This window comes from Dactylosporangium sp. NPDC005555 (assembly GCF_040605635.1).
Classification (GTDB): domain Bacteria; phylum Actinomycetota; class Actinomycetes; order Mycobacteriales; family Micromonosporaceae; genus Dactylosporangium.
Genome location: NZ_JBEXDG010000009.1, coordinates 33,353 through 58,373 on the forward strand (window position 1 = coordinate 33,353; position 25,021 = coordinate 58,373).

Annotated in this window: 21 protein-coding genes; 11 read left to right on the plus strand and 10 right to left on the minus strand. The window is 74.2% G+C overall.

What is annotated here, in order from left to right; translation table 11 throughout:
* Positions 1 to 45 precede the first annotated feature (45 nt).
* The 7 genes from ABZS58_RS12535 (at position 46) to ABZS58_RS12565 (ending at position 7,353) form a co-directional block, all read left to right on the plus strand.
* On the plus strand, positions 46 to 1,671 hold the full coding sequence (locus ABZS58_RS12535; RefSeq protein WP_354780610.1) for a methyl-accepting chemotaxis protein: 1,626 nt from the start codon (positions 46 to 48) through the stop codon (positions 1,669 to 1,671).
* 262 nt (positions 1,672 to 1,933) lie between these two features.
* Positions 1,934 to 2,347, plus strand: a complete 414-nt coding sequence (locus ABZS58_RS12540) for a DUF6069 family protein (RefSeq protein WP_354780612.1) — start codon at positions 1,934 to 1,936, stop codon at positions 2,345 to 2,347.
* 47 nt (positions 2,348 to 2,394) lie between these two features.
* On the plus strand, positions 2,395 to 2,751 hold the full coding sequence (locus ABZS58_RS12545) for a YciI family protein (RefSeq protein ID WP_354780614.1): 357 nt from the start codon (positions 2,395 to 2,397) through the stop codon (positions 2,749 to 2,751).
* A gap of 3 nt (positions 2,752 to 2,754) precedes the next feature.
* On the plus strand, positions 2,755 to 3,954 hold the full coding sequence (locus tag ABZS58_RS12550) for an RNA polymerase sigma factor (protein ID WP_354780616.1): 1,200 nt from the start codon (positions 2,755 to 2,757) through the stop codon (positions 3,952 to 3,954).
* Positions 3,951 to 4,526, plus strand: a complete 576-nt coding sequence (locus ABZS58_RS12555) for a dihydrofolate reductase family protein (RefSeq protein WP_354780618.1) — start codon at positions 3,951 to 3,953, stop codon at positions 4,524 to 4,526. The genes ABZS58_RS12550 and ABZS58_RS12555 overlap by 4 nt, the downstream gene beginning before the upstream one ends.
* Positions 4,527 to 4,656: 130 nt before the next feature.
* On the plus strand, positions 4,657 to 5,532 hold the full coding sequence (locus ABZS58_RS12560; protein WP_354780620.1) for an SGNH/GDSL hydrolase family protein: 876 nt from the start codon (positions 4,657 to 4,659) through the stop codon (positions 5,530 to 5,532).
* 57 nt (positions 5,533 to 5,589) lie between these two features.
* Positions 5,590 to 7,353: a fatty acyl-AMP ligase gene (locus ABZS58_RS12565; RefSeq protein WP_354780622.1), complete on the plus strand. Its 1,764-nt coding sequence runs from the start codon at positions 5,590 to 5,592 to the stop codon at positions 7,351 to 7,353.
* 4 nt (positions 7,354 to 7,357) lie between these two features.
* On the opposite strand, the gene ABZS58_RS12570 is transcribed toward ABZS58_RS12565, so the two are convergent.
* The 7 genes from ABZS58_RS12570 to ABZS58_RS12600 form a co-directional block, all read right to left on the minus strand.
* Entirely contained in the window at positions 7,358 to 8,875 is a 1,518-nt protein-coding gene (locus tag ABZS58_RS12570) for a long-chain-fatty-acid--CoA ligase (protein ID WP_354780624.1), read from the minus strand.
* On the minus strand, positions 8,872 to 14,955 hold the full coding sequence (locus ABZS58_RS12575; RefSeq protein WP_354780626.1) for a type I polyketide synthase: 6,084 nt from the start codon (positions 14,953 to 14,955) through the stop codon (positions 8,872 to 8,874). Before ABZS58_RS12575 ends, ABZS58_RS12570 begins: the two co-directional genes overlap by 4 nt.
* Positions 14,956 to 14,963: 8 nt before the next feature.
* The gene (locus tag ABZS58_RS12580; protein ID WP_354780628.1) at positions 14,964 to 15,278 is read right to left on the minus strand and encodes an acyl carrier protein; all 315 of its coding nucleotides are present in this window, start codon (positions 15,276 to 15,278) and stop codon (positions 14,964 to 14,966) included.
* Entirely contained in the window at positions 15,275 to 15,802 is a 528-nt protein-coding gene (locus ABZS58_RS12585) for an FcoT family thioesterase (RefSeq protein WP_354780630.1), read from the minus strand. Before ABZS58_RS12585 ends, ABZS58_RS12580 begins: the two co-directional genes overlap by 4 nt.
* A complete protein-coding gene (locus tag ABZS58_RS12590; RefSeq protein ID WP_354780632.1) occupies positions 15,799 to 16,686 on the minus strand; it encodes a TauD/TfdA family dioxygenase in 888 nt (295 codons plus the stop codon). The genes ABZS58_RS12585 and ABZS58_RS12590 overlap by 4 nt, the downstream gene beginning before the upstream one ends.
* A gap of 140 nt (positions 16,687 to 16,826) precedes the next feature.
* The gene (locus tag ABZS58_RS12595; RefSeq protein WP_354780634.1) at positions 16,827 to 17,909 is read right to left on the minus strand and encodes a cellulose binding domain-containing protein; all 1,083 of its coding nucleotides are present in this window, start codon (positions 17,907 to 17,909) and stop codon (positions 16,827 to 16,829) included.
* Between the two features lie 185 nt (positions 17,910 to 18,094).
* Positions 18,095 to 20,005 (minus strand): BTAD domain-containing putative transcriptional regulator, encoded by a 1,911-nt coding sequence (locus ABZS58_RS12600; protein ID WP_354780636.1) that lies wholly within the window; start codon positions 20,003 to 20,005, stop codon positions 18,095 to 18,097.
* A 74-nt stretch (positions 20,006 to 20,079) separates the two neighbouring features.
* Between ABZS58_RS12600 and ABZS58_RS12605 the strand changes: the two genes are divergently transcribed.
* Together ABZS58_RS12605 and ABZS58_RS12610 are read left to right on the plus strand one after the other, a co-directional pair.
* On the plus strand, positions 20,080 to 20,958 hold the full coding sequence (locus ABZS58_RS12605; protein ID WP_354780638.1) for an alpha/beta hydrolase: 879 nt from the start codon (positions 20,080 to 20,082) through the stop codon (positions 20,956 to 20,958).
* Positions 20,959 to 21,020: 62 nt separating this feature from the next.
* Entirely contained in the window at positions 21,021 to 21,935 is a 915-nt protein-coding gene (locus ABZS58_RS12610; protein ID WP_354780639.1) for a universal stress protein, read from the plus strand.
* 31 nt (positions 21,936 to 21,966) lie between these two features.
* Here the strand turns inward: ABZS58_RS12610 and ABZS58_RS12615 are convergent, their stop codons facing one another.
* From ABZS58_RS12615 to ABZS58_RS12625, 3 genes are read right to left on the minus strand one after another with little or no spacing between them, the layout of a single operon-like run.
* Positions 21,967 to 22,632: a dihydrofolate reductase family protein gene (locus ABZS58_RS12615; RefSeq protein ID WP_354780641.1), complete on the minus strand. Its 666-nt coding sequence runs from the start codon at positions 22,630 to 22,632 to the stop codon at positions 21,967 to 21,969.
* On the minus strand, positions 22,632 to 23,126 hold the full coding sequence (locus ABZS58_RS12620; RefSeq protein WP_354780642.1) for an SRPBCC family protein: 495 nt from the start codon (positions 23,124 to 23,126) through the stop codon (positions 22,632 to 22,634). The genes ABZS58_RS12615 and ABZS58_RS12620 overlap by 1 nt, the downstream gene beginning before the upstream one ends.
* Before the next feature lie 3 nt (positions 23,127 to 23,129).
* Positions 23,130 to 23,471, minus strand: a complete 342-nt coding sequence (locus ABZS58_RS12625) for a metalloregulator ArsR/SmtB family transcription factor (protein ID WP_354780644.1) — start codon at positions 23,469 to 23,471, stop codon at positions 23,130 to 23,132.
* Between the two features lie 257 nt (positions 23,472 to 23,728).
* Between ABZS58_RS12625 and ABZS58_RS12630 the strand changes: the two genes are divergently transcribed.
* Both ABZS58_RS12630 and ABZS58_RS12635 read left to right on the plus strand, forming a co-directional pair.
* Positions 23,729 to 24,070, plus strand: coding sequence for a PLP-dependent transferase (locus ABZS58_RS12630; RefSeq protein ID WP_354780646.1), 342 nt, complete (start codon positions 23,729 to 23,731; stop codon positions 24,068 to 24,070).
* 345 nt (positions 24,071 to 24,415) lie between these two features.
* On the plus strand, positions 24,416 to 24,994 hold the full coding sequence (locus tag ABZS58_RS12635) for a TetR/AcrR family transcriptional regulator (protein WP_354780648.1): 579 nt from the start codon (positions 24,416 to 24,418) through the stop codon (positions 24,992 to 24,994).
* Positions 24,995 to 25,021 lie beyond the last annotated feature (27 nt).

A 25,021-nucleotide genomic window follows, 5' to 3' on the forward strand; every position in this document is an offset into this window, starting at 1 on the left:
CGGTTGAGGTGCATTGCCGGGGTGCGGGTACGGAGGTCGGGCGCGGTGACGGTGCAGAGGGCAGCGGGACGTCGGCGGGGCTGGTGGCGTTGGATCGCCGACCGGCGGATCCGGACCAAGATTCTCGCCGCGGTGGCGATCGTCGCCGGGCTGAGCGCGGTCGACGGCATGTTCGCCATGGCCGAGCTGGCGGCCACGAACGACCGGGTCGGGGTCGTCGCCGGGCACACCCGCCAGGTGGAGGCCGCGAGCGAGCTCCGGGACGCGGTGTACCGGGCCCGGATCAACTCGCTGGACCTGTTCCTGTCGCAGAACCAGACGACGATCGCCGCGAAGACCCAGGCGATCACCACCACCGCGCAGGCCGTCACCGATGCCGGGACCGCGCTGCGCGGCCATGCGCTGACCACGCAGGCGCAGCAGGCCCTGGCCGCGTTCGGCACCGCCTGGGCGAGCTACCTGACGATCCTCCGCGACGAGCTGGTGCCCCTCGCCGTCCGCGGGGACCTGGCAGGAATAGAGACCGTCCGTACGTCGAAGATCGCCCCGCTGACGAAGGAGTTCTCCGCCGCGCTGGACACCCTGACCGCCGAGGCGGTGACCGGCGCGCAGGCGCAGCAGGACCGGGCGGACGCCGCCTACCGCGCGACCCTGTGGGTCGTCGTCGCGGTGCTGGTCGCCACGCTGCTGTTCGGCGTGCTCCTCGCGGTCGGTCTGGCACGGCTGATCTCCACGGCGTTGAACCGGTGCATGGCCGCGTTGCGCCGCATCGGCGCCGGCGACCTGACCGCCCGCGCCGACGTCGACACCCGCGACGACCTCGGCGAGCTCGCCGACACCCTCAACGCCACCGCGGCCGCCGTCGGCGAGACGGTCCGCAGGGTCAGTGACAGCGCCCATCTGCTCGCCGACACCTCCACGCAGATGTCCACCGTCGCCGCCGACCTGTCCGGGTCGGCGCAGACGTCGTCCCGGCAGGCCGTCGCCGTCTCGGGCGAGGCGCAGCACGTCTCTGGCAACGTCGCCACCGTCGCCACCGGCGCGGAGCAGATGGGCGCCGCCATCCGCGAGATCACCTCGAACGCCACGGAGGCGTCCCGGGTCGCGGCGGACGCCGCCGACATCACCGGCCGGGCGCAGCAGTCCGTGCAGAATCTCGGCGCCTCCTCGGCGCAGATCGGCTCCGTGGTCAAGCTCATCACCTCGATCGCCGAGCAGACCAACCTGCTCGCGCTCAACGCGACCATCGAGGCGGCCCGCGCCGGTGACGCGGGCAAGGGCTTCGCCGTCGTCGCCGGCGAGGTGAAGGACCTGGCCCAGGAGACCGCCCGAGCCACCGAACAGATCACCGTCCAGGTCACCGCCATCCAGCACGAGACGGACGGCACCATCGCCGCGATCGGTCAGATCGCCGAGGTCATCGGCCGGGTCAACGACTACACCGCCACCATCGCCTCCGCCGTGGAGCAGCAGACCGCGGTCACCGCCGAGATCTCCCGCAGCGTCGCCGAGACCGCCGCCAGCGCCACCAGCATCGCCGTCAGCATCGCAGGCGTCGCCGACACCGCCGAGGCGGTGACCTCCGGGGCCGCGGAGACCCAGCGCACCGCGACCGAGCTGGCCACCATGTCCACGGACCTGCGCACCGCCATCGCCATCTACACGATCTGACGGCCGTCGGCGGGTGCGTCGCCACGCCACGCCGGGCCGGCGACGACCCGCCAGGACGAGCAGCGGCTCCCCGGCGGCCGGGGCGGATGCGCCCGGCGGGCCGATGCGCCCGGCGGTATCGTATCGGTTGCCCGTTATGTCCCCGGGAGGACAAGTTTTCTGCGATGACTTCGGCGATGGTGTCGATCGGGGCCGCCGCTTTTCGTAGCCCTGGTGAGAGCCCGGCACGGAAAGCCGGGTCCGGACACCGCTGGAGGGCACGATGACCACCACCGTCACCACCACCCGCACCGCCTCGTCGAGCATCGCCGCGCTGGTCGGCGCCGGTGTCGCCGCCACCGCCGCCGCGTGCGCCGCCACCGTGGCCGTCGCGGCCGCCGGCAGCGCGGCGGGGGTCAGCCTCGACGTGAGCGGCGGGCCTATCCCGGTCACCGGGTTCGCCGTGCTGACGGCGGTCTTCTCGCTGGTCGGCGTCGGTATGGCGGCGCTGATGGCCCGGTTCGCCAGGAGCCCGCGGCGCACGTTCGTCCGCACGACCGTGGTGCTGACGGTGCTGTCGCTGGTGCCGGACGTGATCGCCGCCGCCGCGCCGGGCACCAAGGCACTGCTGATGCTCACCCACCTGGTCGCCGCCGCGATCGTCATCCCCGCCGTCGCCCGCCGTCTCGCCGCCTGACGTCCCGCCGAACCCCCGCAATCGCATCGGAACCCTGGAGGATCACCATGAAGCAGTACCTGCTCTCCGTGCACACCGTCGACGGTGAGGAGCCGCTGTCCGATGAGGACATGCAGGCGGTGTACCGCGACACCGGCCGGGTCAACGACGAGATGCTGGCCGCGAACGTCTGGGTCTTCGGCGGCGGGCTGCTGCCGGTGGACAGCGCGACCGTCGTGCGGGTCGAGCGCGGCACGACCACGATGAGCGACGGGCCGTTCGCCGAGACGAAGGAGCACATCGCCGGCTTCTGGGTCATCAAGTGCGACGACCTGGACCAGGCCCTGGCGTGGGCCGAGAAGTGCGCGGTGGCGTGCCAGGGGCCGGTCGAGGTCCGTCCCTTCGACGAAATGTCCGAAGCCTGAGTCATGGACCTGGCGGACATCTACCGCGTGGAGTACGGCCGCTGCGTCGCCACCCTGGCGCGCCTCCTCGGCGACATCAACCTCGCCGAGGAGGCCGTCCAGGACGCGTTCACGACCGCGCTGCAGAAGTGGGAGACGGCGCCGCCGAACCCGGGCGCCTGGATCGTGACCACCGCACGCAACCGGGCCGTCGACCGGCTCCGCCGCGAGTCGACCCGCGAGGCCAGGCACGCCCAGGCCCTGCTGCTGCACCAACAGGACGAGCCCCAGGAGGTGGGACCGGTGAAGGACGACCAGTTGCGGCTCATCTTCACGTGCTGCCACCCGGCGCTCGCGCCGGACGCGCGCACCGCCCTCACCCTCCGGCTGCTCGGCGGCCTCGAGGTGCCCGAGATCGCGCGGGCCTATCTGGTGCCGGAGGCGACCGTCGCCCAGCGGATCGTGCGGGCGAAGAAGAAGATCCGCGACGCCGGCATCCCGTACCGGGTGCCCGCCGGACACGAGCTGCCGGACCGGCTCCCACCCGTGCTCACCGTGCTGTACCTGATGTTCAACGAGGGCTACGCCGCCACCGCCGGGCCGCTGATCCGCACCGACCTCTGCGCCGAGGCGATCCGGCTCGCCCGCGAACTGGCCGCGCTCATGCCCGACGAGCCCGAGGTTCTCGGCCTGCTCGCCCTGCTGCTGCTGACCGAGGCGCGGCGCCCTGCCCGCGTCGGCCCGGCGGGCGAGTTGGTGCCGCTCACCGGGCAGGACCGGGCGTTGTGGGACCGGACGCTCATCGCCGAAGGCCACGGCCTCGTCCGCCGCTGCCTGCGCCGCAACCGGCCCGGCCCGTTTCAGATCCAGGCCGCGATCAACGCGGTCCACACCGACGGCGCCGCCACCGACTGGACCCAGGTCCTGGCGCTGTACGACCAGCTGCTCACCATCGCACCGACCCCGATCGTCGCGCTGAACCGGGCCGTCGCGGTCGCCGAGGTGCACGGGCCGGCGGTCGCCCTTGCCGCCCTCGACGACGTCGACCTGCCCGGCTACCACCGGCTGCCCGCCACCCGCGCCGAGCTGCTGGCCCGCCTCGGCCGCGACACGGAGGCTGCGGCCGCCTACGAGCAGGCGATGACGCTGGCCACCAACGAGACCGAACGGGCCTACCTGCGGGACCGTCGGACCGAGCTCACACGTACACGAGGAGCATCATGAGCGCGACCTACACCTTCGACATCTTCTCCAGCCTCGACGGCTTCGGCACCGCGACCGGGAACTGGGGCGGTTACTGGGGCAAGCAGGGACCAGAGCTGCTGGAACGCCGGCTCGCCCTGTACGCCGAGCCGCAGCGCATGGTCCTGGGCGCCGACACCTACCGGGCCTTCGCCCAGCTGCTGGCCGAGAACGCCGAGGAGTCCGTCCACGACGCCTGGGTCACCAGGATGCGCCACCTCCCGGCCACGGTCGTGTCCAGCACCCTGTCGCCGCCGCTCGACTGGCCGGACGCGACGGTCGTGAGCGGCGACGCCGTCGACATCGTCGCCGCGCTCAAGAAGGAGTCCGACGTGCCGCTGCGGTCGCACGGCAGCCTGTCGCTGAACCGGGCGCTGATGGCCGCCGGCCTCGTCGACTTCGTCCAGGTGACGGTGTTCCCGGTGATCACCGGGAAGACGGGGACGGGGCCGGTCTTCGCCGGGGCGGCGGACTTCGACCTCGACCTGGTCTCCAGCCTGACCCTCGACGGCCGCACCCAGGAGATCGTCTACCGCCCGGCCCTGCACGGCTGAGTCTCCACGGCGACGGCGACGGCGACGGCGTGGCTTGCGGGGAAGCGGCAGGGCGGTGGGACATTGACCAGCGTCGTTGGTGCTGGCAGAATTCGATCCCCGCTTCATCCCTTCCGCCAGAGGGACCGCCATGCACAACGCTCTGCCGCGCCTGCGCGCGCTCGCCCTCACCGTCGTTGCCGTGACCGCCGGGACGCTGCTGAGCAGCCCCGCCCATGCCGCCGCGCCCACCGGCCGGTACGTGGCGCTCGGCGACTCGTTCACCTCCGGGCCGCTCATCCCCGACCAGGTCGACCTCAACTGCGTCCGGTCGAACCGCAACTATCCGTCGCTCGTCGCCCGCACCGCCGGCTCGACCTCGTTCAGCGACGTGAGCTGCGGCGGCGCGACGACCGGCGACATCCTCAACGCCGGCAAGGGCACCCTCGGGCTGCCCGTCCCGGCGCAGATCAGCGCGGTCACCGCCGCGACGGCGCTGGTCAGCATCGGGATCGGCGGCAACGACATCGGCTTCTCCGGCATCGTGTCCGCCTGCGCCCAGGACGGGATCGGCAACCCCTTCGGCACGCCGTGCCGGGACCGGTACACCAGCGGCGGTACCGACCAGTTGCAGGCCCGCATCGCCGCGACCGCGCCGAAGGTCGCCGCCGTCGTGCAGGCCGTGCGCACCGCGGCGCCGACCGCCCGCATCGTCGTCGTCGGCTACCCGGTGATCGTGCCCGACAGCGGCTACGGCTGCTGGCCCACCGTGCCGTTCGCCTTCGGTGACGTGCCCTACCTGCGCACCGTGGCGAAGTCGCTGAACGCGATGCTGGCGCGGACCGCGGCGGCGAACGGCGCCGACTACGCCGACGCGTACACGCCGTCGATCGGGCGCGACGTGTGCCGCGGCAAGAGCGTGCGCTGGGTCGAGGGGGTCGTGCCGGAGAACGCCGCCGCGCCCTTCCACCCGAACGCCGCGGGGGAACAGGCCATGGCGACCGCGGTCCTCGCCCGGCTCGCCTGACCGGAGTCCGGTGTGACGCTGGCGTCGCGCCAGTCGTGGCTGGTTAGGCTGCGGTCCGTGCAGGAGAGCATCGCCGCCACGCATCCGGTCGGGACGGGTCCGCCGGGTGGTGATCTGGCCGCGGTACTGGGTCGGCACGCCGCGCAGCGCGGGGAGCAGGTCGCGTGCGTGGCGCTCGGGATGGCCGGGGACGAAGAGGCCCGGCTCACCTACGCCGAGCTGGACCGGCGGGCGCGGGCGGTCGCCGCCGTGCTGCAGGACGGCACCGGACACGGCGATCGGGTGCTGATCGTGCTGCCGAGCGGTGTCGACTTCTTCGTGGCGTTCTTCGCCTGCGCGTACGCGGGGATGGTCGCGGTGCCGGCGCCCAGCCCCGAGACCCTCGGCGGGGGCGCGTTGTGGACGCGGCTGCGGTCCATCGCGGGGGACGCGAAACCGGGCTGGGTGCTCACGACGGCGGAGCTGGCCGACCTCGGGGAGGCGCAGGACCTCGGGCCCGGCCGGTGGATCGCGGTGGCCGGCGTCGACCCCCTGCTCGCCGACGTCTGGCGGGCGCCCGCCGGCGACGACCCGCGGCGGCTGGCGTTCCTGCAGTACACGTCGGGCTCCACCGGCGAACCGAAGGGCGTGATGGTCAGCCACGCCAACGTCCTGGCCAACTTCGCGGCGATGGACGGCGCGACCCCCGACCTCGACGGCCGCGCCGGACCCGGCCTGACCACGGTGACGTGGCTGCCGCTGTTTCACGACCTGGGGCTGCTGACCCCGCTGTGGGCGCTGTACCGCGGCGGCCGCGCCGTCGTGCTGCCGCCGGCCGCGTTCCTGCTGCGCCCGGCACTCTGGCTGCGGGCGATGTCGGACCACGCGGCGGTGGCCAGCGCGGCGCCGAACTTCGCCTACGAGCTGTGCCTGGACCGCGCCGGCGGCGACACGTTCGACCTGAGCGCCGTGCGGTACCTCTTCAACGGCGCGGAACCGGTGCGCGCCAACACCCAGCGCCGCTTCGCCGCCGCGTTCGCCGGATCCGGGCTGCGTCCCGGGGCGCTGCGGCCGTGTTACGGGCTGGCCGAGGCGACCGTGTACGTCAGCGGCGCCCGCGAACCCGGCGACCCCCTGACCGTCGAGGCCGACGTCGAGGCGCTCGAACGCGACGGCGTCGTGCGGCCCGGCGGCATCGGCGGTGACCGGCGCGAACTGGTGACGTGCGGGCGGGTGCCGGGCAACATCGAGGTGCGCGTCGTCGACCCGCACACCCGGCGGGACTGCCCGCCCGGCCGGGTCGGTGAGCTGTGGGTGGCGGGTGCCAGCGTCGCCCGCGGGTACTGGCAGCGCGAGGACGAACGGTTCGGGGCCCGCCTCGCCGACGGCCGGGGGCCGTTCCTGCGCACCGGCGACCTCGGCGTGCTCCACGGCGGCCTCGTCGTCATCGCCGGCCGCGCGGACGACGTCGTCGTCATCGACGGGCGCAACGTCCACCCGCAGGACGTCGAGGCGACCGCCGGGACCGCCCACCCGGCGCTGGCCGGCACCACGGCCGCGGCGTTCGGCTACGACGACGGCGGCCGGACCTGCCTCGCCGTCGCGGTCGAGACGGCGCGGGCCCATGAGGTCTTCACGACCACCGCGCCGGCCGCGGACCGGGCCGCGCTCGCCGCCGCGGTGGTCGCCGCGGTCCGCCGTGCGGTCGCCACCGAACATCAGCTCAGCGTCACCGACGTGGTGCTGCTGCGCCCCGGCGGCCTGCCCCGCACGTCGAGCGGCAAGGTGCGCCGCCGGGAGACCCGGCGGCTGTTCAAGGCCCGCGCGCTGGAGGCCTGGTAGCGCCTCAGTTGACCTGGCGGTCGCGGCCGGCCCAGAGCGGGTCGCGCAGGACGCGGCGCAGGACCTTGCCGCTGGGGTTGCGCGGCAGCCGGTCGACGAAGTCGTACCCGGTGGGCATCTTGAAGCCCGCGATCCGGCCCCGCAGGAACAGGTTCAGCTGTCGTGGGGTCAGCCGCGTGTCCGGCGCCGCCACGACGAACGCGTGCACCGCCTCGCCCCAGCGGTCGTCGGGGCGGCCGACGACGGCGGCCTCGACCACGCCCGGGTGCTCGGCGAGGGCCTGCTCGATCTCGGCCGGGAACACGTTCTCCCCGGCGACGATGACGACGTCCTTGATGCGGTCGACGAGGTACAGGTAGCCGTCCCCGTCCAGCCTGCCCGCGTCGCCGGACCGGACCCAGTCGCCGACGAGCGTGCGACCGGTCGCCGCCGGGTCGCGCCAGTACTCCAGCATCCGCGCCGGCGTGCGGATCCAGACCTCGCCGACCGTCCCGGCGGGCCGCGGCACGCCGTCGTCGCCGGCGATCTTCAGCTCGATGCCCGGATACGGCCGACCGGCCGCCCGCAGCCGCCCGCTGCCCGGGACGTGGTCGGCGGGTGGCAGGCACACCGCGGTGTTGCCGGTCTCGGTCAGCCCGTAGAACTGCACGAAGTCGCAGTCCATGGCCAGCATGCACCGCTCCAGCAGCTCGGCGGAGATCGGCGACCCGCCGTAGACGACCTTCCGCAGGCCGCGAAACGTGTCCGGTTGTGCCGACGGGTCGGCCAGGACCGTGCGCAGCATCGCCGGGACCATGCCGGTCGTGGTCACGCCGTACCTGCCGATGAGCTCCACCGCGAGGGCGGCGTCGAACGCGGGCAGCAGCACGTTCGGGACGCCGGCGGTCCACGCGGCGACGGCGAGCCAGATGCCGCCGACGTGGAACACCGGCAGGGCGACGAGATTGACGTCGTCGGCGTGCCAGTCGACCCAGTCGAGCCCGGCCTCGGCGAGCCGGTCGCGGATGGCGAAGAAGCTGCGGTGCGCGAGGACCACACCCTTGGGCAGTCCGGTGGTGCCGCTGGTGTACAGCTGCAGCACCGGATCGTCCGGCTGCGCGGCGTGCCCGACGTCGCCGTCGGGGTGCCCGGCGATCCACGTGCCGAACCGGGAGGTGGTGACCACGTGCCGCGGTCCGGGCGCGTCGATCAGGAACTCGTCCTCGACGAGCAGCACGACCGCGCCGGAGTCGGCGAGGATGTGGGTGATCTCGCGGGCGGTGAGGCGCCAGTTGACGGGCACGGCGACGGCGCCGACCTTCGCGCAGGCGAACACGAGCGCGTACCCCTGCTCGCTGTCCCGGCCGACGTACGCGACCCGGTCGCCGGCCTTGACCCCGGCGGCCAGCAGGGCGTGCGCGGCCCGGTTGGTGTCGCGGTGCAGCGCGCCGAAGGCCGTCTCCCGGCCGGCGCAGGCGATCGCGAGTGCGTCAGGGCGCCGCGCGGCGTGGACCGTGACGACATCGGCGAGCGTGCGGATCATGCGGTCTTCTCCAGGAGTCGGCGGGCGACCAGGGAAGCGGCCCGATCGATCGTCGGGTGCTCCAGCAGCGCGTCGGCCGGCAACGGCAGGCCGAAGAGGCGCTCGAGGGCGTTCTTGAGCTCGACCGCCATGAGCGAGTCGAGGCCGAGCTCCGCGAAGGCGGCGGCCGGTCCGACGTCGTCGGGCGACTCGAAGTGCAGCACCTCGGCGACCTTGGCCCGGATGAGCGTCGCCACGGCGGTGTGCCGCTCGGCGGTCGGCAAGGCGCGCAGCGCGTCGACGTCGGCCTCCAGCGCGGCCCAGCCGCGGTCGCGGGCGAGGTCGCGGTAGAGCGCGTTGGCGGCGGGCAGGGCGGCGGCGAACGCGTCCCAGTCGACCTCGCCGACGAGGATCGGGCCGCCGGCGGCGCCGAGCAGCCGGGTCATCGCCCGGGTCGCGGTCGCCGGGTCGAGGAACCGCACCCCCTGCGCCTCGATCCGCCGCCGCATCCGCGGGTCGAGCCCCGCCGCCATGCCGGCCGAGTCCCACGGCCCCCAGCCGAGGCTGACGCCCGGCAGCCCGCTACCGGCCCGGACGTCCATGAGCGCGTCGAGGTAGGCGTTGGCGGCGGCGTAGTTGCTCTGCCCGGCCGCGCCGAGGATCGCCGACGCCGACGAGTACGCGACGAAGAAGTCCAACGAGGGCAGGCCGGCCGTGGCCCGGTGCAGGTGGCTTCCGCCGTACACCTTGGGACCGAGCACCGCGTCGATGGCCTCCCAGGTGAGTGCCGCGGCGGGCGCGTCGGCGAGGAGGCCCGCGGCGTGCACGATGCCGCCGACCGGGTGCGGCCCCTCGGCGAGCCGCGCGAAGAGGCGGGTCACGTCCTCGGCGCGGGCGACGTCGCCGGTCTCCACGGTGAGCTCGACGGCCGGCCCGAGCCGCTCCCGCAGCGCCGCGACCGCGTCCGGGTCGGGGCGCCGGCCGAGCAGCGTGAGGTGCCGGGCGCCGGCGGCGGCGAGCCGGCGCGCGGTCCGCACCCCGAGGGCGCCGAGGCCACCGGTGATGACGTAGGCGCGGTCGGGCCGGACGGTGACCGGGCGGGCCGGCGGTGCGGGCGGCGGGAAGCCGATGGCGAGCTTGCCGACGTTGGCGCCGCGGTTGAGCACCCCGAACGCCTCGGCGGCCTCGTCGATCGTGTACAGCGTCGTCGGCAGCGGCCGCAGCGTCCCGGCCGCGATCCCGTCGAGGACGGCGGTGAGGATGCGCCGGTGCAGGGCGCGGGTGGCGCCGGGGTCGGTCTCGCTCAGGTCGAAGCACGCGTACGTCACGTCGGGTCGCGCGGCACGCATCTGCTCGGGCGTCCACACGTCGAGCTTGCCGAGCTCGACGAACCGTCCGCCGGGCGCGAGCGCGCGAAGGCCGGCCGGGATGAACTCGCCGTTGAGGCTGTTGAGGACCAGGTCGACGCCCGCGCCGCCGGTGCGCTCCAGGATCCCGTCGGCGAAGCCGGGGGAGCGGGAGTCGAAGACGTGCGCGACGCCCTGCCGGCGCAGGAGGTCGTGCTTGTGCCGGCCGGCGGTGGCGAAGACCTCGGCGCCCGCGGCGGTGGCGAGCTGCACCGCGGCCTGGCCGACCCCGCCGGCGGCGGCGTGCACGAGCACCCGGTCGCCGGGGCCCAGCCCGCCGAGGTCGTGCAGCGCGTGCCACGCGGTGACGAACGCGACCGGCAGCGTCGCCGCCTCCGCCCACCCGAGGCCGGCCGGCTTGGCCACGGCGGCCAGGGACGGGACGGTGACGAGCCCGCGCAGGCAGCCGAGGTGGCTCACGATGACCTCATCGCCGGGCCTGAACCCGGCGTCCGGCCCGGACTCGACGACGACCCCGGCGCCCTCGAAGCCCAGCGGCAGCGGGTCGTCGCCGAGCAGCCCGAGGGCGTTGATGACGTCCTTGAAGTTCAGCCCGGCGGCGTGCAGCCGCACCTGGATCTCGTCGGCGCGCGGCGGTACACCGGCCATCGGGACCGGCCGGAGCGCGTCGAACGAACCGGCCCGCTGCAGGACCAGCTCGACGTCGCCGGCGGGACCGGCGTCGGGTTCGCCGACCCGCAGCCGACGCACGTGCCGGGCGCCGCCCCGGTAGGCGATCTGGAACTCGCCCGGCTCGGCGGCCCGCCACTCCTCGGCGAGCGCCCGCGCCGAGGAGGCGGAGCCGTCCTCGAGGTCGACCAGCGTCACCCGCAGGTTCGGATGCTCACGCCACAGCGCCGTCCCGAAGCCCCACAGGGTCGCCGCGGCCGGCGGCTCAGGGTGCCCAGGGTCCTGCCCGGGGGCGGCCGGGTCGCCGGGCAGCCGCTGGGCACCGGTCGTGACCAGCCACAGCCGGTGCTCGCCGGGCAGGCCGCCGCCGAGCTCGGCGAGCAGCCCGAGCAGCGACCGGTAGTTGCGCTCGCACTGCTCCCGCAGCGACAGCCCGTCGTGAGGCTGCCAGAACCAGCACACGTCGCCGCCCGGACCGGAGTCGTGGAGGCCGTCCGGTCCTTGATTCGCCAGGTGTACGGGCACCGCACGGCTGTCCCGGCGGACGTGGGCGCGTTTGGTCCACACCGGCGTGTGCAGCAGCCGCCGCCCGGTGTGCTGCGCCCCGGCGACGAGCCGGATGCCGAGCCCTTCGAGGTGGCAGACGGGCCGGTCGCCGTCGAAGAGCGTGACGTCGCCGGTGACGTCGGCGTCGCCGGCCGGGCCGGTGTGCCGCGCCACGCTGCGCAGCGACGGGCCTTTGGGTTTGCGGAAGAACCGGACCGTGCGGACCCGGACCGGCAGCGCGGTCTGCCGCACCCCGGCGACGGCGCCGAGGGTCTGCATGGCGGCGTCGAGCAGGAACGGCGGGAGCACCTCCAGGCCGCCGGTGTCGTGCCCGCGGAGCTCGGCGACGGCGACGTCACCGTCCCTGGCGAGCCGCTCGACGCGCCGGAACGCCGGGCCGTAGCGCAGGCCGTGCTCGGCGAAGTCCGCGTACAGGTCCTCGGCGGCGGCCTCGGACAGCTCTCCCGGCGCCGGGAGCGGCAGACAGTCCACTGTGGACCGCCCGGGTGCGCCGATGACCGCCGTGGCGTGGCGGTGTTCGATGCCGGTCGCGGCGTCAACGCTGACGATCTCGACACCCGCGTCGCCGCCGGCCCGCACCTGCACGCGGGTGCGCAGCCGGGCGCGGCCGCCGTCGGGGAGCAGCAGCGGCTCGTGGAAGCGCACGCCGGTCAGCGGCCGGCCGGTCTCGCCGAAGACCGTGTCCTGCAGGGCGAGCAGCAGCTCCAGGTAGGCGGCGCCGGGGAGGACGGGCTGCCCGCCGACCTCGTGGTCGCGCAGGTATCCGGGCTCGTCGGCGCTGACGGTGGCGGCGAACTCGCGGAACCCGTCCGTTGTGCGGTCCTCGATGCCCAGCAGCGGGTGGGTGAGCGGGCCGCCGCGGCCCTGACCGGTCGGCTCCGGCATCCAGTACCGGCGCCGGTCGAAGGCGTAGGCCGGCAGGTCGAGCAGCGCCGGCCGTTGCCCGGCGTGGAAGGCGTCCCAGCGGATGGCGGCGCCGCCCCGGTACAGCGCGGAGAGCGAACGCAGCGTGGTGCCCTCATCCTGCTCGGCCGGGCTCCGCGTGGGGTCCAGACTCAGCAGCCACCGGTGGGCGCTGCCCGGCAGGCACCGGCGGCCCAGGGCGACGAGCGTCCCGCCGGGGCCGAGCTCGACGAACGTGTGCGGTCCGCGCTCGCCGATCGCGGCCATGCCGTCGGCGAAGCGGACCGGCTCGGCGACGTGCCGCACCCAGTACTCCGGCGTGCACAGCTCGTCGGGGTCGGCGATCCGGCCGGTCACGTTCGAGGCGAGGGGGATCCGCGGCTCGTGGAACGTCAGCTCGGCGACGACCTTGCGGAACTCGGGCAGGACCGGCGCCATCAGCGGCGAGTGGAACGCGTGCGACACGTGCAGCCGCCGGGTCCGCACCCCGCGGGCCGCCAGTTCCGCGACGGCGTCCGCCAGCTGTGCCTCGGCGCCGGACAGCACGCACCGGCCGGGCGCGTTCAGCGCGGCGAACGCGAGCCCCGGACGGCCGTCGAGCACGTCGGCGACGTCGGCGGCGGGCGCCTCGACGGCGGCCATCGCGCCGGGCTCGGCGACGGCGTCCATGAGCCGGGCGCGGGCGGCGACGAGCGTGACGGCGTCGTCGAGGGTGAACACCCCGGCGACGGTCGCCGCGACGATCTCACCGATGCTGTGCCCGGCGACGACGTCGGGCCGCACGCCCCAGTCGCGCCACAGCTCGGCGAGCGCGAACTCCACGGTGAACAGCGCGGGCTGGGCGTGCCGCGTGCGCTCGACGTCCGAGGCCGCCCGCACGGAACAGCCGAGGTGCGCCGCGAACCGGGCGTCGAGGTCGTCCACCCGGTGGCGGAAGACCGGGAAGCGGCGGTACAGCGCGGCGCCCATCCCGGCCCGCTGGGTGCCCTGCCCGGAGAACAGGAACGCGACCCTGCGCGGGCCGTCCGGCTCCGGCTGTCCGGTGCTCAGCAGCGCCACCAGGTCTTCGCGGTCGCGGACCGGCCCGGCGAGCCGGGCGCCGAGATGCGTGCGGCCGAGGTTCGCGGTGGCGCACACCCGGTCGACCGGCAGGTCGGGGTGCGCGTCGACGAACCGCCGGTACTGCTCGACCTGCCGGCGCAACGCGGCCGGCGTCCGGGCGGACAGGGTGAAGACGCCCAGTTCCGCTGGGCTTGCGGGGATCGGCGCCGCCGCGGGCGGCTGCTCGACGATCGCCGCGGCGATCGAGCCGGCGAAGCCGAACGAGTTGACCAGGGCACGGCGGGTCGGCGCCGCCCAGTCGCGCCGGGCCGTCGGCACCGTGACCGGGATGTCGTCCCACGGGATGTGCCGCGACGGGTTGCGCAGGTTCAGGTGCGGGTACAGCTCACCGTCGCGGACCTGCAGCACCGCCTTCACCAGACCGCCGATCCCCGCGGCCGGCTCCATGTGCCCGACGTTCGTCTTCAGCGAGCTGACCGCGACCGGCTCCGGCGCGCCGGCGAACACCGCCGCGATGGCGCCCATCTCGATCGGGTCGCCGAGCGCGGTGCCGGTGCCGTGCGCCTCGACGGCCTGCACGTCGTGCGGGTCGAGCGCGGCGGCTGCGAACGCCGCCCGCATCACCAGCTCCTGCGCGGTGCCGTTGGGGACGGTCAGGCCGCCGCTGTCGCCGTCGTGGCGCACCGCGGTGCCCCGCACCAGCGCCAGGATCCGGTTGCCGTCGCGCTGCGCGTCGGACATGCGTTTGAGCACCACCATGCCGCAGCCCTCGCTGCGGGCGTACCCGTCGGCGCTGTCGTCGAACGTCTTGCACTGCCCGTCCGGGGCGAGCATGCCCACCGCGTGGGAGAACGCGATGTGGCTGCGCGGGTGGTGCACCAAGCTCACCCCGCCGGCGAGGGCGACGTCGCACTCCCGCCGCCGCAGCCCCTCCACCGCCAGGTGCAGCGCGACCAGCGACGACGAGCACGCGGTGTCGACGGCGATGCTCGGCCCCCGCCAGCCGAGCACGTGCGACACCCGGCCGGGCACCGCGCTGTGCGCCGTGCCGGTGCCGATGTGCGCCTCCAGCTGCTCCGGGCCGAGGACCTCGAGGTCGAGGCTGTAGTCGAAGCAGCTGACCCCGATGTACACGCCGCCGGCCGCGCCGCGCAGCTTCGCCGTGTCGAGGTTCGCGTGCTCCAGCGCCGCCCAGCTGACCTCGAGGGCGAGGCGGTGCTGCGGGTCGACGTACTGCGCCTCCTTCGGCGACATGGTGAACAACTGGGCGTCGAAGTGGTCGAAGTCCTCGACGAAGCCGCCGCCCGCGGTGTTGACCCGTCCCGGCTGGCCCGGGCCGGTGGCGGCGAGGCCCGCGACGTCCCACCGGCCGGCGGGGATCGGCGTGATCCCGGACCGGCCCTCGCGCAGGAACTCGGCGAAGCCTTCCAGGGTGTCGTTGCCGCCGGGGAAGCGAAGCCCGGCACCGACGACGGCGACGGGTTCGTACCGCTCCAGCAGGAGCTCCTCGGCGAGCTGCCGGTAGTCGGTCATCGGCTCCCCTATCGGCTGTGCAGTCGTCGGACCAGTTGGGCGGCGAGGTCCTTGCGGGGATCGACTGCCGGGGCCGTCGCGGTGGGCTGTTCGCAGAGGTGGTCGGCGAGGTCGGCGACCGTGAGCCGGCCGTACAGCGCGGCGGCGTCGATCCGGCGGCCCAGCGATGCCTCCAGGTCCTCTTTGACCTCGATGACCTGCAGGGAGGTGAGGCCGAGCTCGAAGTAGTTGCGGTCCGGCGGTAGGTCCTCGTCCGGGGTCATCAGCAGCACCGTCCGGAGGCGGTCGGTGATCAGGTCGATCAGCTCGGCCCGGCCGGTCACCGCTGGGCTTCCCCGGCCGGCGGGTCGGTGATGACCACGGTGACCTCGCCTTCGCTCTCGCCTGTGCCGTCGTCCCAGAACCGGCACCGCGTCTTGTTCACCACGATGGAGCGCCGGTCGATGATCCGCTCGAAGACGACCTCGCCGTGGAACGCGCGGGCGTTCATCGGCCGGCGGAACGAGCTGCGCAGGTCGGCGATGAGGATGTTGCCGAGCTGCCGGTCGAAGTACCCGTCCAGGCTCCAGCGCGCGTACGGGTCGACGAGGCCCTCGTCGACCGCCTTCGCCATCGCGTAGTAGCCGAGCTGGTTGAAGCAGATGTTGAATTCGACGGAGTTGAAGTGCCCGGTGTCCTCGATGTAGCACGAGGCCGGGATCGCCAGCTCGCCGACGACCCGCAGCGCCGCCGCGCCGGTGTCGACCGTGGCGGAGCGCAGGTAGCGGCAGTGTGGCAGGTAGGGGCGCAGCACGCGCTGCAGGACCGGGGTCTGCGCCGCGGTTTCCGCCGTGACGGCGGCGGTCACGACTCCTCGATGCCGGGATAGAACGGCAGCTCGTCGTGGACGGTCACGCGGTAGGACATCGTCGGCTCGGGCGTGGTGGTGTGCCGGGCGCAGTGCACCAGCTGCCGGTTGTCCCAGACCAGCAGGTCGCCCTGCTCGAACGTCTGCAGGTGGATGTGCTCGTGGGTGAACGTGGGGTCGAGCTGCCCGCTGAACTCCAGCAGCCGGCGCAGGACGTCACCGTCGAGCGCCCGGCCGTCCGCGCCGCGGATCTCGCAGGCGCTGGCCTCGCTGATGTACAGCACGTCCCGGCCGTTCGCCGGGTGCTTGAACACCGTCGGGTGCGTGACCGCCGGCGTGGTGCGCTCGATCTCCTCGAGGAGGTCCTTCACCGGCCGGTACACGTCCGACGGCCGGATCTTGAAGTAGCGCCGCGGGCTGTGGACGGTGACCGTGCCGGCGATCGCCGCCTTCAGGTCCGCGGGCAGCCGGTCGTGCACGTCGGCCATGTCGATGAAGTAGGTGCCCCGGTTGTGCCGCGGCACCACCTGCGGATAGATCAGCGTCAGCCCGAACGGCCGCGCCATGAACTGGTAGTCGGCATGCCAGAACTTCCCCGTCTGCGGCACCCCGACCGGCGAACCGTCCGCAGGGATGTTCGAGGAGACGAAGATCTCCCGGCGCTCGGGGTGGTGGTACATCGGCTCGTAGTACACCTCGACGCGCCCGAGGCGTCGGCCCAGCTCCACGAACTCGTCCGGCGACAGGTGCTGGTCCTTCAGCACCACGATGCCCTCGGTGTACACCAGCCGCTTCAGAGCGGCGAGATCCGCGTCCCCCGCGGAGCCCACGTCCAGCCCGATCGCCGTGCCGAGACCGGTGCGGGCCTGTGCGATGCTCGTCAACGCAACACTCCTCCGCTCGCAGTGCGCTGGCGAGCACGCTAAGGCCGCCGCCCCTAGCCGCATCACTAGATGCGCGCACGGGCGGTGCTCAGCGGTGTGCGCCGGCCCCGCCGGGGAGGGCGGGGCCGGCGACGGTGCTGCTATGCGGCGGTGCAGCTCACCGATGACGGGGCGGTGCCGCCGGCGGTGAAGCCGTACGTGGTGGTCGCGTTCGCGCCCAGGGCGCCGTTGTAGGTCTCGTTGCGGACGGTGATCGGGGAGGTCGACGTGACCCGCCCGTTCCACAGGTTGCTGATCGTGGCGCTGCCGCCGGACCAGGTCGTCGCCCAGCCGGAGATGCCTGCCGTGCCGGTGTTGCGCACGGTCACCTCGCCCTGGAAGCCGCCCTGCCAGCTGTTGGTGGTGCGGTACGTGGCGGAGCAGCCGGCCGTGCCGCCGCCTCCACCGCCTCCGCCCCCGCCGCCTCCACCGCCGTTGACGGAGGCGGAGAACGCCGTGACCGCGAGGCCCTGGCCGCCGATCCACGGCTCGAAGCCCGCCTGGATGCTGGTGAGGTACCACGACGTGGTGGCCTTGCCGCGGGCGATGACGTCGTTGATGAACGCCTTCGCGTCGAAGCTCCAGCTGCTGATCGCCGACGGCGCGACGTAGGAGACCACGTCGTTGCCGCCGTTGTTGCCCTGCCAGACCTCCCACGTGCGACCCGCGATCGACGCCGAGCCGACCCGGCTGCCGACCGGCTGGATCGAACCCTGCCGGTTGAACCAGATCATGATCTCGGTGGCGTTGACGCCGTTGGTCTTCGGCGTCGGGTCCATCCAGATGTCGTACGCCGCGTCGTACGTGCCGCCGACGTAGTTGTAGCTGATGCTCGTCTGCGCGGAGCTGATCGCGCTGATCTGCATCGGCAGGTTCGTGCCGGGCGAGCAGTTCGTGTAGTGGCAGCCGATGTAGATCGCCGGGTAGGACGCCGGCGCCCCGTTCGTCGGCTTGTTCGCGTTGATCTGCGTGATCGAGAACCCGGAGTTCGTCACGTTGATGCACTGGGTCGCGCTGTTGCCCCAGTTGTTGTTCATGACCACGTACCGGCCGCCGATCGTGGTCGACCCGTAGGTCTCGCAGATCTGCGTGTCGGCGCTGGCCGGCTGTGCGGTGCCGACCACGGCCACCAGGCCCGCGGCGAGCAGACCGGTCGCGGCGACGGCGCGCAGCGTCCTTCTCATGCAGCCTCCCTTGTCCAAAGGTGGGGGAACGACGGTTCACGCCGCACCCCGGCGCAGCGAACCGATGTCCGCCGCGCCCACGCGTGGCGGAGCGTTCCTGGCTGCGGACCTTAGGCAATCGGCGGCAAGGTCGCGGAGCGGCAGCGTGACAATCTGTGTCGCCCCTGCTCAAAGCCCCGATCGGGTCATGAAACGTACATGTGGCGCAGGTGCGTGGCGACGGGTCCGGCGGTGAGCAGGCCGCTGCCCGCGCCGGCCCATTCCCGCGCCGCCGGGGTCAGCGCGGCCCGGGCCCGGGCCGTCGTCGCCCGGTCACCGGCGATGCGGGCGGCCTCGGCCGTCAGGCACCACAGCGCCTCGGTGAACAGGCCGGCCGGCGGGTCGGGCAGCGCGCCGAGGGTTGCCGGGTCCGGTCGTGCCCACGGCTCGTACGGGCCGCAGTCCTCGCCCTCGTCCGGCAGGCCGTGCCAGAGCCGCAGGCAGCGCAGCGCCAGCGGCAGAAGGCCGTCCCGTAGCCCCGGCATGCCGGCGTCGTGGAGGCGTTCCGCGGCCGCCCGGTAGGCGCGCTCCACCACCGGCGGCGCGGCCGCCTCGGCCACCGCGAGCCGCACCGCCCGGTACCACTGCGTGAACACGACGACCAGGGGACGTTCGTGCCGCGCGGCGAGGTCCTCGGCGGCGGCCGCGTCCCGGTCGGCGGCGGCGAAGTCGGCGAGGCCGCTGAGCGCCTGCATCCGGATCAGGTGGCCGAGGACCTGGAAGCTGACCAGGCCGCCGCGGGTGGCGACATCGACGAGCTCGGACCCGATCGCGGCCCGGCGCGGCGCGGTCCCGGTGTCCCGGCAGCTCTGCATGAACACGCCGTTGAGGGCGAAGGCGAGCAGCGCCGGATCGTCGAGCCGCCGCGCGATCTCCGACGCCTGCCGGGCACAGTCGAGTGGGCGGGCGTCGCGGGTACCGCGGGACTCGACGGCGATCGTGGCGAGCAGCCGCGCCCGGGTCGCGTCGTCGCCGGTGGTGGGGAGCCCGGCGAGGGTCCGCTCGGCCGCCGCGACCACGCCGGCGGCCAGGCCGGGGTCGTCGGAGCGCGGCCAGAGCGCCGGCACGTCGTACGCGCCGATGACCCGCGCGGTGAGCAGCGGATCGCCGAGCTGCTCGGCCGCCTCGACCGTCGCGGCGCGCTGCTCGCGGGCGGCCGCCAGCCCGCCGCCGCCGGTCATCGCGAGGTCGCGCAGCAGCCCGACCGTCGACTCCAGCCGGCTGCGGGATCCGGCCGCGACGAGCCGGTCGTACGCGGCGGCGGCCTGCGTCCACACCCGCCCGGCGGGGGTCTGCAGCTCGTCGGTCTGGTGCAGGATGTCCGCCTCGAGCCGCCGCAACGCCGGGCCCGGCTCCAGGCCGAGCTCGTCGACGAGCAGCGCCCGCGCCCGGCGGAGCACGGCGAGCGCGTCGCCCTGCCGGCCGGAGACGTACAGCGCCAGGCCGAGCAGCCGCCAGCCCTCCTCACGCCAGGGGTGCCGGGTCGCGTGCGCGTCAAGGTCGGCCACCGCCTCGGCGGCCAGGCCCAGCTCGAGCCGGACGGCGCCCTGCCGCTCGACGGCGTGCAACCGCAGCTCGGTCAGGCGCGCCCGGTCGGCGCGGGCCCACGGCGCGTCGGCGAAGTCCGCGTACGCCGGGCCGCGCCACCATCCCAGCGCCGCGTCCAGCCGGTCCAGCGCGGCACCCGCCGGCAGCGCCGCCGCGGCTGACACCGCAGCCTCGAACCGCCACGCGTCGACCGCGTCGTCGTCGGCCCGCAGCGCGTATCCGGGGCCGTCGGTGACGAGGACGGTCGCCGGTGCCCGCCGGGCGCGGTCCGGCTCGATGGCCCGGCGCAACGCCGCCACGAACGTGCGCACCGCGGCCACCGCACCGGCCGGCGGCGCCACCCACAGGTCGTCGACGAGGTCACCGACCGGCACGACCCGCCGCCGGGCCACCAGCAGCCGCGCCAGCACCGCCCGGTGCGATGGGCCCTTCAGCGCCAGCGCGGCCCCGGCGCCGTCCCACGCCGCCACCGGGCCCAGCACACCGAACGCGACCCGGTCGTTGCTCATCGGTTGCTCATTCGCCACGCGCAGACTTCCCCTGCTTCCCCTGCCGATCAACCACACTGAAGAGGTACCAGACGATGACACCCACCATCCGCGGCTTCGAGCACCATCGGGTCCCCGTCGACGGCGACGTGTCGCTGCACGTGGCGGTCGGCGGGTCCGGCAGCCCGATCGTGCTGCTGCACGGCTTCCCGCAGACCCACCTGATGTGGCGGCACGTCGCCGCCGACCTGGCCGCCGGACACACCGTGATCTGCCCGGACCTGCGCGGGTACGGCGCGAGCGACAAACCCGCCGAAGCCGGCCCCGGCACGTACAGCAAACGCACCATGGCCGCCGACGTCGTGGCGCTGGCCCGGGCGCTGGGACACGAGCGCTTCGCGCTGGCCGGTCACGACCGCGGTGCGCTCGTCGCGTTGCGCGCCGCGCTGGACCATCCGGCCGCCGTCGGCCACCTGGCCTGCCTGGACGTGCTGCCGACGCTGGACATGTGGGACGTCATGCACGGTGTGGACGCGGCCGTCGGCTTCCACCTGTACCTGATGGCGCAGCCGCCCGGCCTGCCGGAGCGGATGATCGCGGCGAGCGCCGACGCGTTCTTCGGCCACTTCCTGGACCGCTGGGCGGCCGACCCGGCCGCGATCCCCGCCGACGTCCGGAGCGCCTACCTGCGGGCCTGTGCCGCGGCGGTGCCGTCGATCGTCGCGGACTACCGGGCCTCCGCCGGGATCGACGTGGAGCACGACCGCGCCGACCGGACGGCCGGCAACCGGCTGCGGATGCCGGTCACGGTGGTGCAGCAGGACTGGGGCGCGGCGCTCGGCTTCGACGCGGCGTCGATCTGGCGGGCGTGGGCACCGGACCTGCGGCACACACTCACCGGCCACGGCCACTTCATGGCCGAGGAGGCTCCCGCGATGATCGCCGAGGAGCTCCGCGCCCTGCTCACCCGCTGACAGGTCCACGCCCCTCGACACGCATGGGGCCGCGATTCGCGGGCAGTTGCCCTCGGATGCTGTTGACGCGATCACCTGCCGCGATCGTCGTCGGTGTCGACGGCACCGACGAAGGCGAGCGCGCGGTGCGGTGGGCGGCGGCCGACGCGGCCCGCCGCGGTCGGCGGCTGCATCTGTTCCACGCGTGCAGCGGGCCGACACTGGTCCATCCGCCGCCGGGCCTGTGGCTCCCGGTGGCGGGTGCGCCGCGGCCGACACCGCACGCCGCCCGCCTGCTGCAGGACGCGGAGGGGATCGCGCACGCGATCCACGCGGACCTGCCGGTGACCGCCGAGAGCGTCGGAGGTCAGCCGGTCCCGGCGCTGCTGGAGGCGTCCGAGTACGCCGCGGCGATCGTGGTGGGCCGGCGGGGGACAGGGACGTTCGGCGCGTTGGTGGCCGGCTCCACCGCGGCGGAGATAGCGGAGTTCGCGGCCTGCCCGGTCGTGGTCGTCCGAGCGGACACCAGCGCCGGCGGCCGGTACGCCGGGCGCGTGGTCGTCGGGATCGACACGACCGAACCGTCCGAGGAGGCGATCGGGTTCGCGTTCGAGCAGGCGCTCGCCCGCGGGACCGGCGTGACGGCGGTGCACGCCTACCATCCGCCGGCCGATCCGATGGCCGGCTGCATGGTGCCCGGCTCCTTCGACCTCGGCGCCAGGTGCGACACGGCACAGCGCCTGCTGTCGGAGATCCTGTCCACCTGGCGCGAGCGGCACCCCGAAGTCGGCGTGCGGTCCGTCGTCGAGCTTGGCGGCGCCACCGGCGTGCTGATGCGCGCCAGCATGGGTGCGGCGCTCCTCGTGGTCGGCGCCCACGGCTACGGCCCGTTCGGCGGTCTCGTCCTCGGCTCCGTGAGCCGCGCAATGCTGCACCGCGCGCCGTGCCCCGTCGCCGTGGTCCGCGCCACCGCCCGCCGCGGCACCCTGCTCACCTGAGCCCACCCCCGCGGATGGACCACGAGCCCGGCTACCGTGGGTGTACTGCGTAGGTCAGGTGCGTCACCCGCGACGACGGCTCCGAACGGACCTGCTCCAGGGCCACCCGGTCCGCGTCCACGCCCTCGAACAGGCGGATTCCGGAGCCGAACAGCACGGGTGACAGCGCGATCGAGAACTCGTCGATCAGGCCGGCGTTCACGTATTCCAGGATCGTCTCGGCGCCGCCGGCGATGCGGACGTCGCGGTCGCCGGCGGCCTCACGGGCCCGGCCGAGCGCGGTCTCGATGCCGTCGTCGACGAAGTGGAACGTGGTCCCGCCCGGCCGCGCCCAGGGGTCACGCCGCTCGTGCGTCACGACGAAGACCGGGGTGTGGAACGGCGCGTCCTCCGGCCACGACAGCTCGCCGGCGTCGAACATGCGCCTGCCCATGACGCTCGCGCCGGTGCGCTCGTGCGTCGCCCGGGCGATGTCGTTGTCGAGTCCTTCCTCGCCGCCCTCGCCGAGCTTGAGGTTCTCCCGGAAGAACCGCTGCGGGAACGCCCACGCCTGCAGCTGCGACCACTTCGTCATCCAGCGCTGGACCCTCGGGTCGCTGCGACCTTCGGGCGAGAAGACGTCCTCGACGGGCACGGGCTCCGGCGCGATGAACCCGTCGAGCGACATCGTCACGCTGAAGAACACCTTCCCGGCCATCAGCCCTCCGACCCCTTCCGGACGAGCTCGGTGACGTAGTCCGCCAGGCTGCTCAGGGTCTGCCGGCCGCCCTCGACCGCGTGGTACTTCTCGACCGCCTCGTCGCGCAGCTCCCTGGTGGGGAACACCGTGCGCATCACGATCCGGGTCGCCGCACCGTCGGGCGCGAAGGTCAGGACCGACTCGAAGGCGTTCGGGTCGTCGCGGGACTCACCGTGCAGCAGCGCGATCCGCTCCGGTGGGACGATCCCGGTCCAGGTGATCCACTCGGAGTAGTCGGTCCCGTCCGGCCCGTGCATCACGAAGTCCCAGACCCCGCCGACGCGGAACTCGAAGGACCGCGTGGTGGTGGTGAACCCCTCCGGACCCCACCACCGCGACAGGTGCCGGACCTCGGTGAACGCCTCGAACACCAGCTCCCGCGGGGCGTCGACGACCCGGGAGATCACGATCTCCCGGTCGGCCGCCGCCGGCTCCTGCTGTGTCCCTGCCATCGGTCACTCCTCCTGCCGTGTCTGCTTGAGGTCCTGCACATAGGTGTCCAGCCGGTCGAAGGTTTCGTTCCAGAACCGCTCGAACCCGCCGACCCACTCGTGGACCGGCCGCAGCCCGCGGGCGTCCAGGCCATAGAGGCGCTGCCTGCCCGCCCCGCGGACCCGGACCAGCCCCACCTCCCGGAGCACCCGCAGGTGCTTGGACGCCCGCGGCTGGCTCATCCCCAGCTCCCGGGCCAGGTCGGTCACCGGCCGCTCACCCGCCCGCAGCAGCGCCAGGATGTCCCGGCGCTGCGGCTCGGCGATCGCGTTGAACGTGTCCGACGTCGTCGCTGCTCGTGCCACGGCAGCCATCATATTCCGATAACGGCATGCGTCAAGCCGGCCGGCGCCGGTGCTGTTCGTCCGGGCCGCCGGCGCCGCCGACGACGGTTACGCCGACTCGCTGGCCCTCGCCGTGAGTACCCCCGGCAACGGCTCATAGGTGGCTACGCTTGCGACCATGCGGGACGTGGAGACCGCGGGCCGACGTTCGATGCTGGCCGGCCTGACGCCCGTCTGGGTGCGTCCCGAGGTGGACCCGGCCACCGGCCTCCCACTGGGTGTCGGCTCCTGCCACGGTACGGCGTGCGCTGGCGGCGAACCCGGGCGTGCGGGCGGTGTTCGTCGGCGACCCGTCCTACGTCGGGACCGTCGGTGACATCGCCGGCCTGGCGGCCGCGGCCCATGGGTCCGGCGTGCCGCTGGTCGTCGACGCGGCATGGGCGGCCCACTTCGGCTTCCATCCCGCGCTGCCCCGGCACCCGCTCCAGCTCGGCGCCGACGTCATGGTGACCAGCGCCCACAAGACGCTGCCCGCCTGGAGCCAGGCGCGGCGGGCCGGCGTCAGGATCGCCTACGCGGCCGACCCGTCCCTGCGCACGCTGCGCGTGACCCACACCTGAGAGCACCGCCTTTCGCGGCTTCAGCGACGGCGGAAGAAGGCGCTGTCCGTCAGGTGTGCGGTGCGCTGTGGGGGCGTCTGCGGATCGAGTCGGAGCCGTCGCCGCGGCCCCGGACCCCACCGCCGCGCGACGGGCTCCGGCCTGGCTCCGGCAGGGGTTGCCGGCGCTCGTTGCGTCGCCACGGTTCACGCGGGACCTCGGCCCTGCGCAATGGGCCGCGTCCGTTGTCTGCGGAAGCGGCCCGACCGACGCGGGCAACAGGCCGATCAGGCCTGTTCAGGGCGGGGATTCAAGGTTTGTGCAACGGTCGTCGCCGATCCTGGGCGGGTGCAGAATCATCGGGGGATGACGGCGGTTCGTCGTCGATATGGCACGGAGCTGGTGCGGGCGTTGCAGGACGCGGTGCTGGCCGAGGTGGCGGAGCGGGGTTACGCCGCCACGACGTACGACACGGTGGCGCTGAGGGCGGGGACGAGCAAACCCGTGCTGTACCGGCGCTGGAGCAGCAAAGCGGAGATGGTCGCGGACGCGCTGGTGACCGTGCATGCCGCGGACGTGCTCCCGCCGGACACCGGCAGTCTCGCCGGCGATCTGAAGGTGCTGCTGGCGGCCGTCCGCAGGGCGGTCACCCGGTCGGGCCGGCGGACGCTGATCGGCCTGCTCGCGGAGCCCGGCCCGGCGATCGGGGCGGCGGTCCGGCGGCTGCTCTTCGCCGACGGCGCCGCCACCGTGCTGCCGCTCGTCGAGCGGGCCCGGCGGCGGGGCGAGCTCGGAAGCGCGCCACTGCCGGCCGAGGTCGTCGTCCTGCCGCTCGACCTGGCCCGGCACGCGATCGTCGTGGACGGCGGCCTGACCGACGAGGCCCTCGCGGCGATCGTCGACCAGGTCGTCGTGCCACTGCTCAAGATGCACAGCGAACGCTGAGGCGGCACCGCCAGGTGCCCGGCCGCC

Excerpts from the sequence above, each read along its gene's own strand:
- ABZS58_RS12540 (WP_354780612.1), top strand. The coding sequence starts at position 1,934 with ATGACCACCACCGTCACCACCACCCGCACCGCCTCGTCGAGCATCGCC.
- ABZS58_RS12545 (WP_354780614.1), top strand. The coding sequence starts at position 2,395 with ATGAAGCAGTACCTGCTCTCCGTGCACACCGTCGACGGTGAGGAGCCG.
- ABZS58_RS12550 (WP_354780616.1), top strand. The coding sequence starts at position 2,755 with ATGGACCTGGCGGACATCTACCGCGTGGAGTACGGCCGCTGCGTCGCC.
- ABZS58_RS12555 (WP_354780618.1), top strand. The coding sequence starts at position 3,951 with ATGAGCGCGACCTACACCTTCGACATCTTCTCCAGCCTCGACGGCTTC.
- ABZS58_RS12560 (WP_354780620.1), top strand. The coding sequence starts at position 4,657 with ATGCACAACGCTCTGCCGCGCCTGCGCGCGCTCGCCCTCACCGTCGTT.
- ABZS58_RS12570 (WP_354780624.1), bottom strand. The coding sequence starts at position 8,875 with ATGATCCGCACGCTCGCCGATGTCGTCACGGTCCACGCCGCGCGGCGC.
- ABZS58_RS12575 (WP_354780626.1), bottom strand. The coding sequence starts at position 14,955 with ATGACCGACTACCGGCAGCTCGCCGAGGAGCTCCTGCTGGAGCGGTAC.
- ABZS58_RS12595 (WP_354780634.1), bottom strand. The coding sequence starts at position 17,909 with ATGAGAAGGACGCTGCGCGCCGTCGCCGCGACCGGTCTGCTCGCCGCG.
- ABZS58_RS12600 (WP_354780636.1), bottom strand. The coding sequence starts at position 20,005 with ATGAGCAACGACCGGGTCGCGTTCGGTGTGCTGGGCCCGGTGGCGGCG.
- ABZS58_RS12605 (WP_354780638.1), top strand. The coding sequence starts at position 20,080 with ATGACACCCACCATCCGCGGCTTCGAGCACCATCGGGTCCCCGTCGAC.
- ABZS58_RS12615 (WP_354780641.1), bottom strand. The coding sequence starts at position 22,632 with ATGGCCGGGAAGGTGTTCTTCAGCGTGACGATGTCGCTCGACGGGTTC.
- ABZS58_RS12620 (WP_354780642.1), bottom strand. The coding sequence starts at position 23,126 with ATGGCAGGGACACAGCAGGAGCCGGCGGCGGCCGACCGGGAGATCGTG.
- ABZS58_RS12635 (WP_354780648.1), top strand. The coding sequence starts at position 24,416 with ATGACGGCGGTTCGTCGTCGATATGGCACGGAGCTGGTGCGGGCGTTG.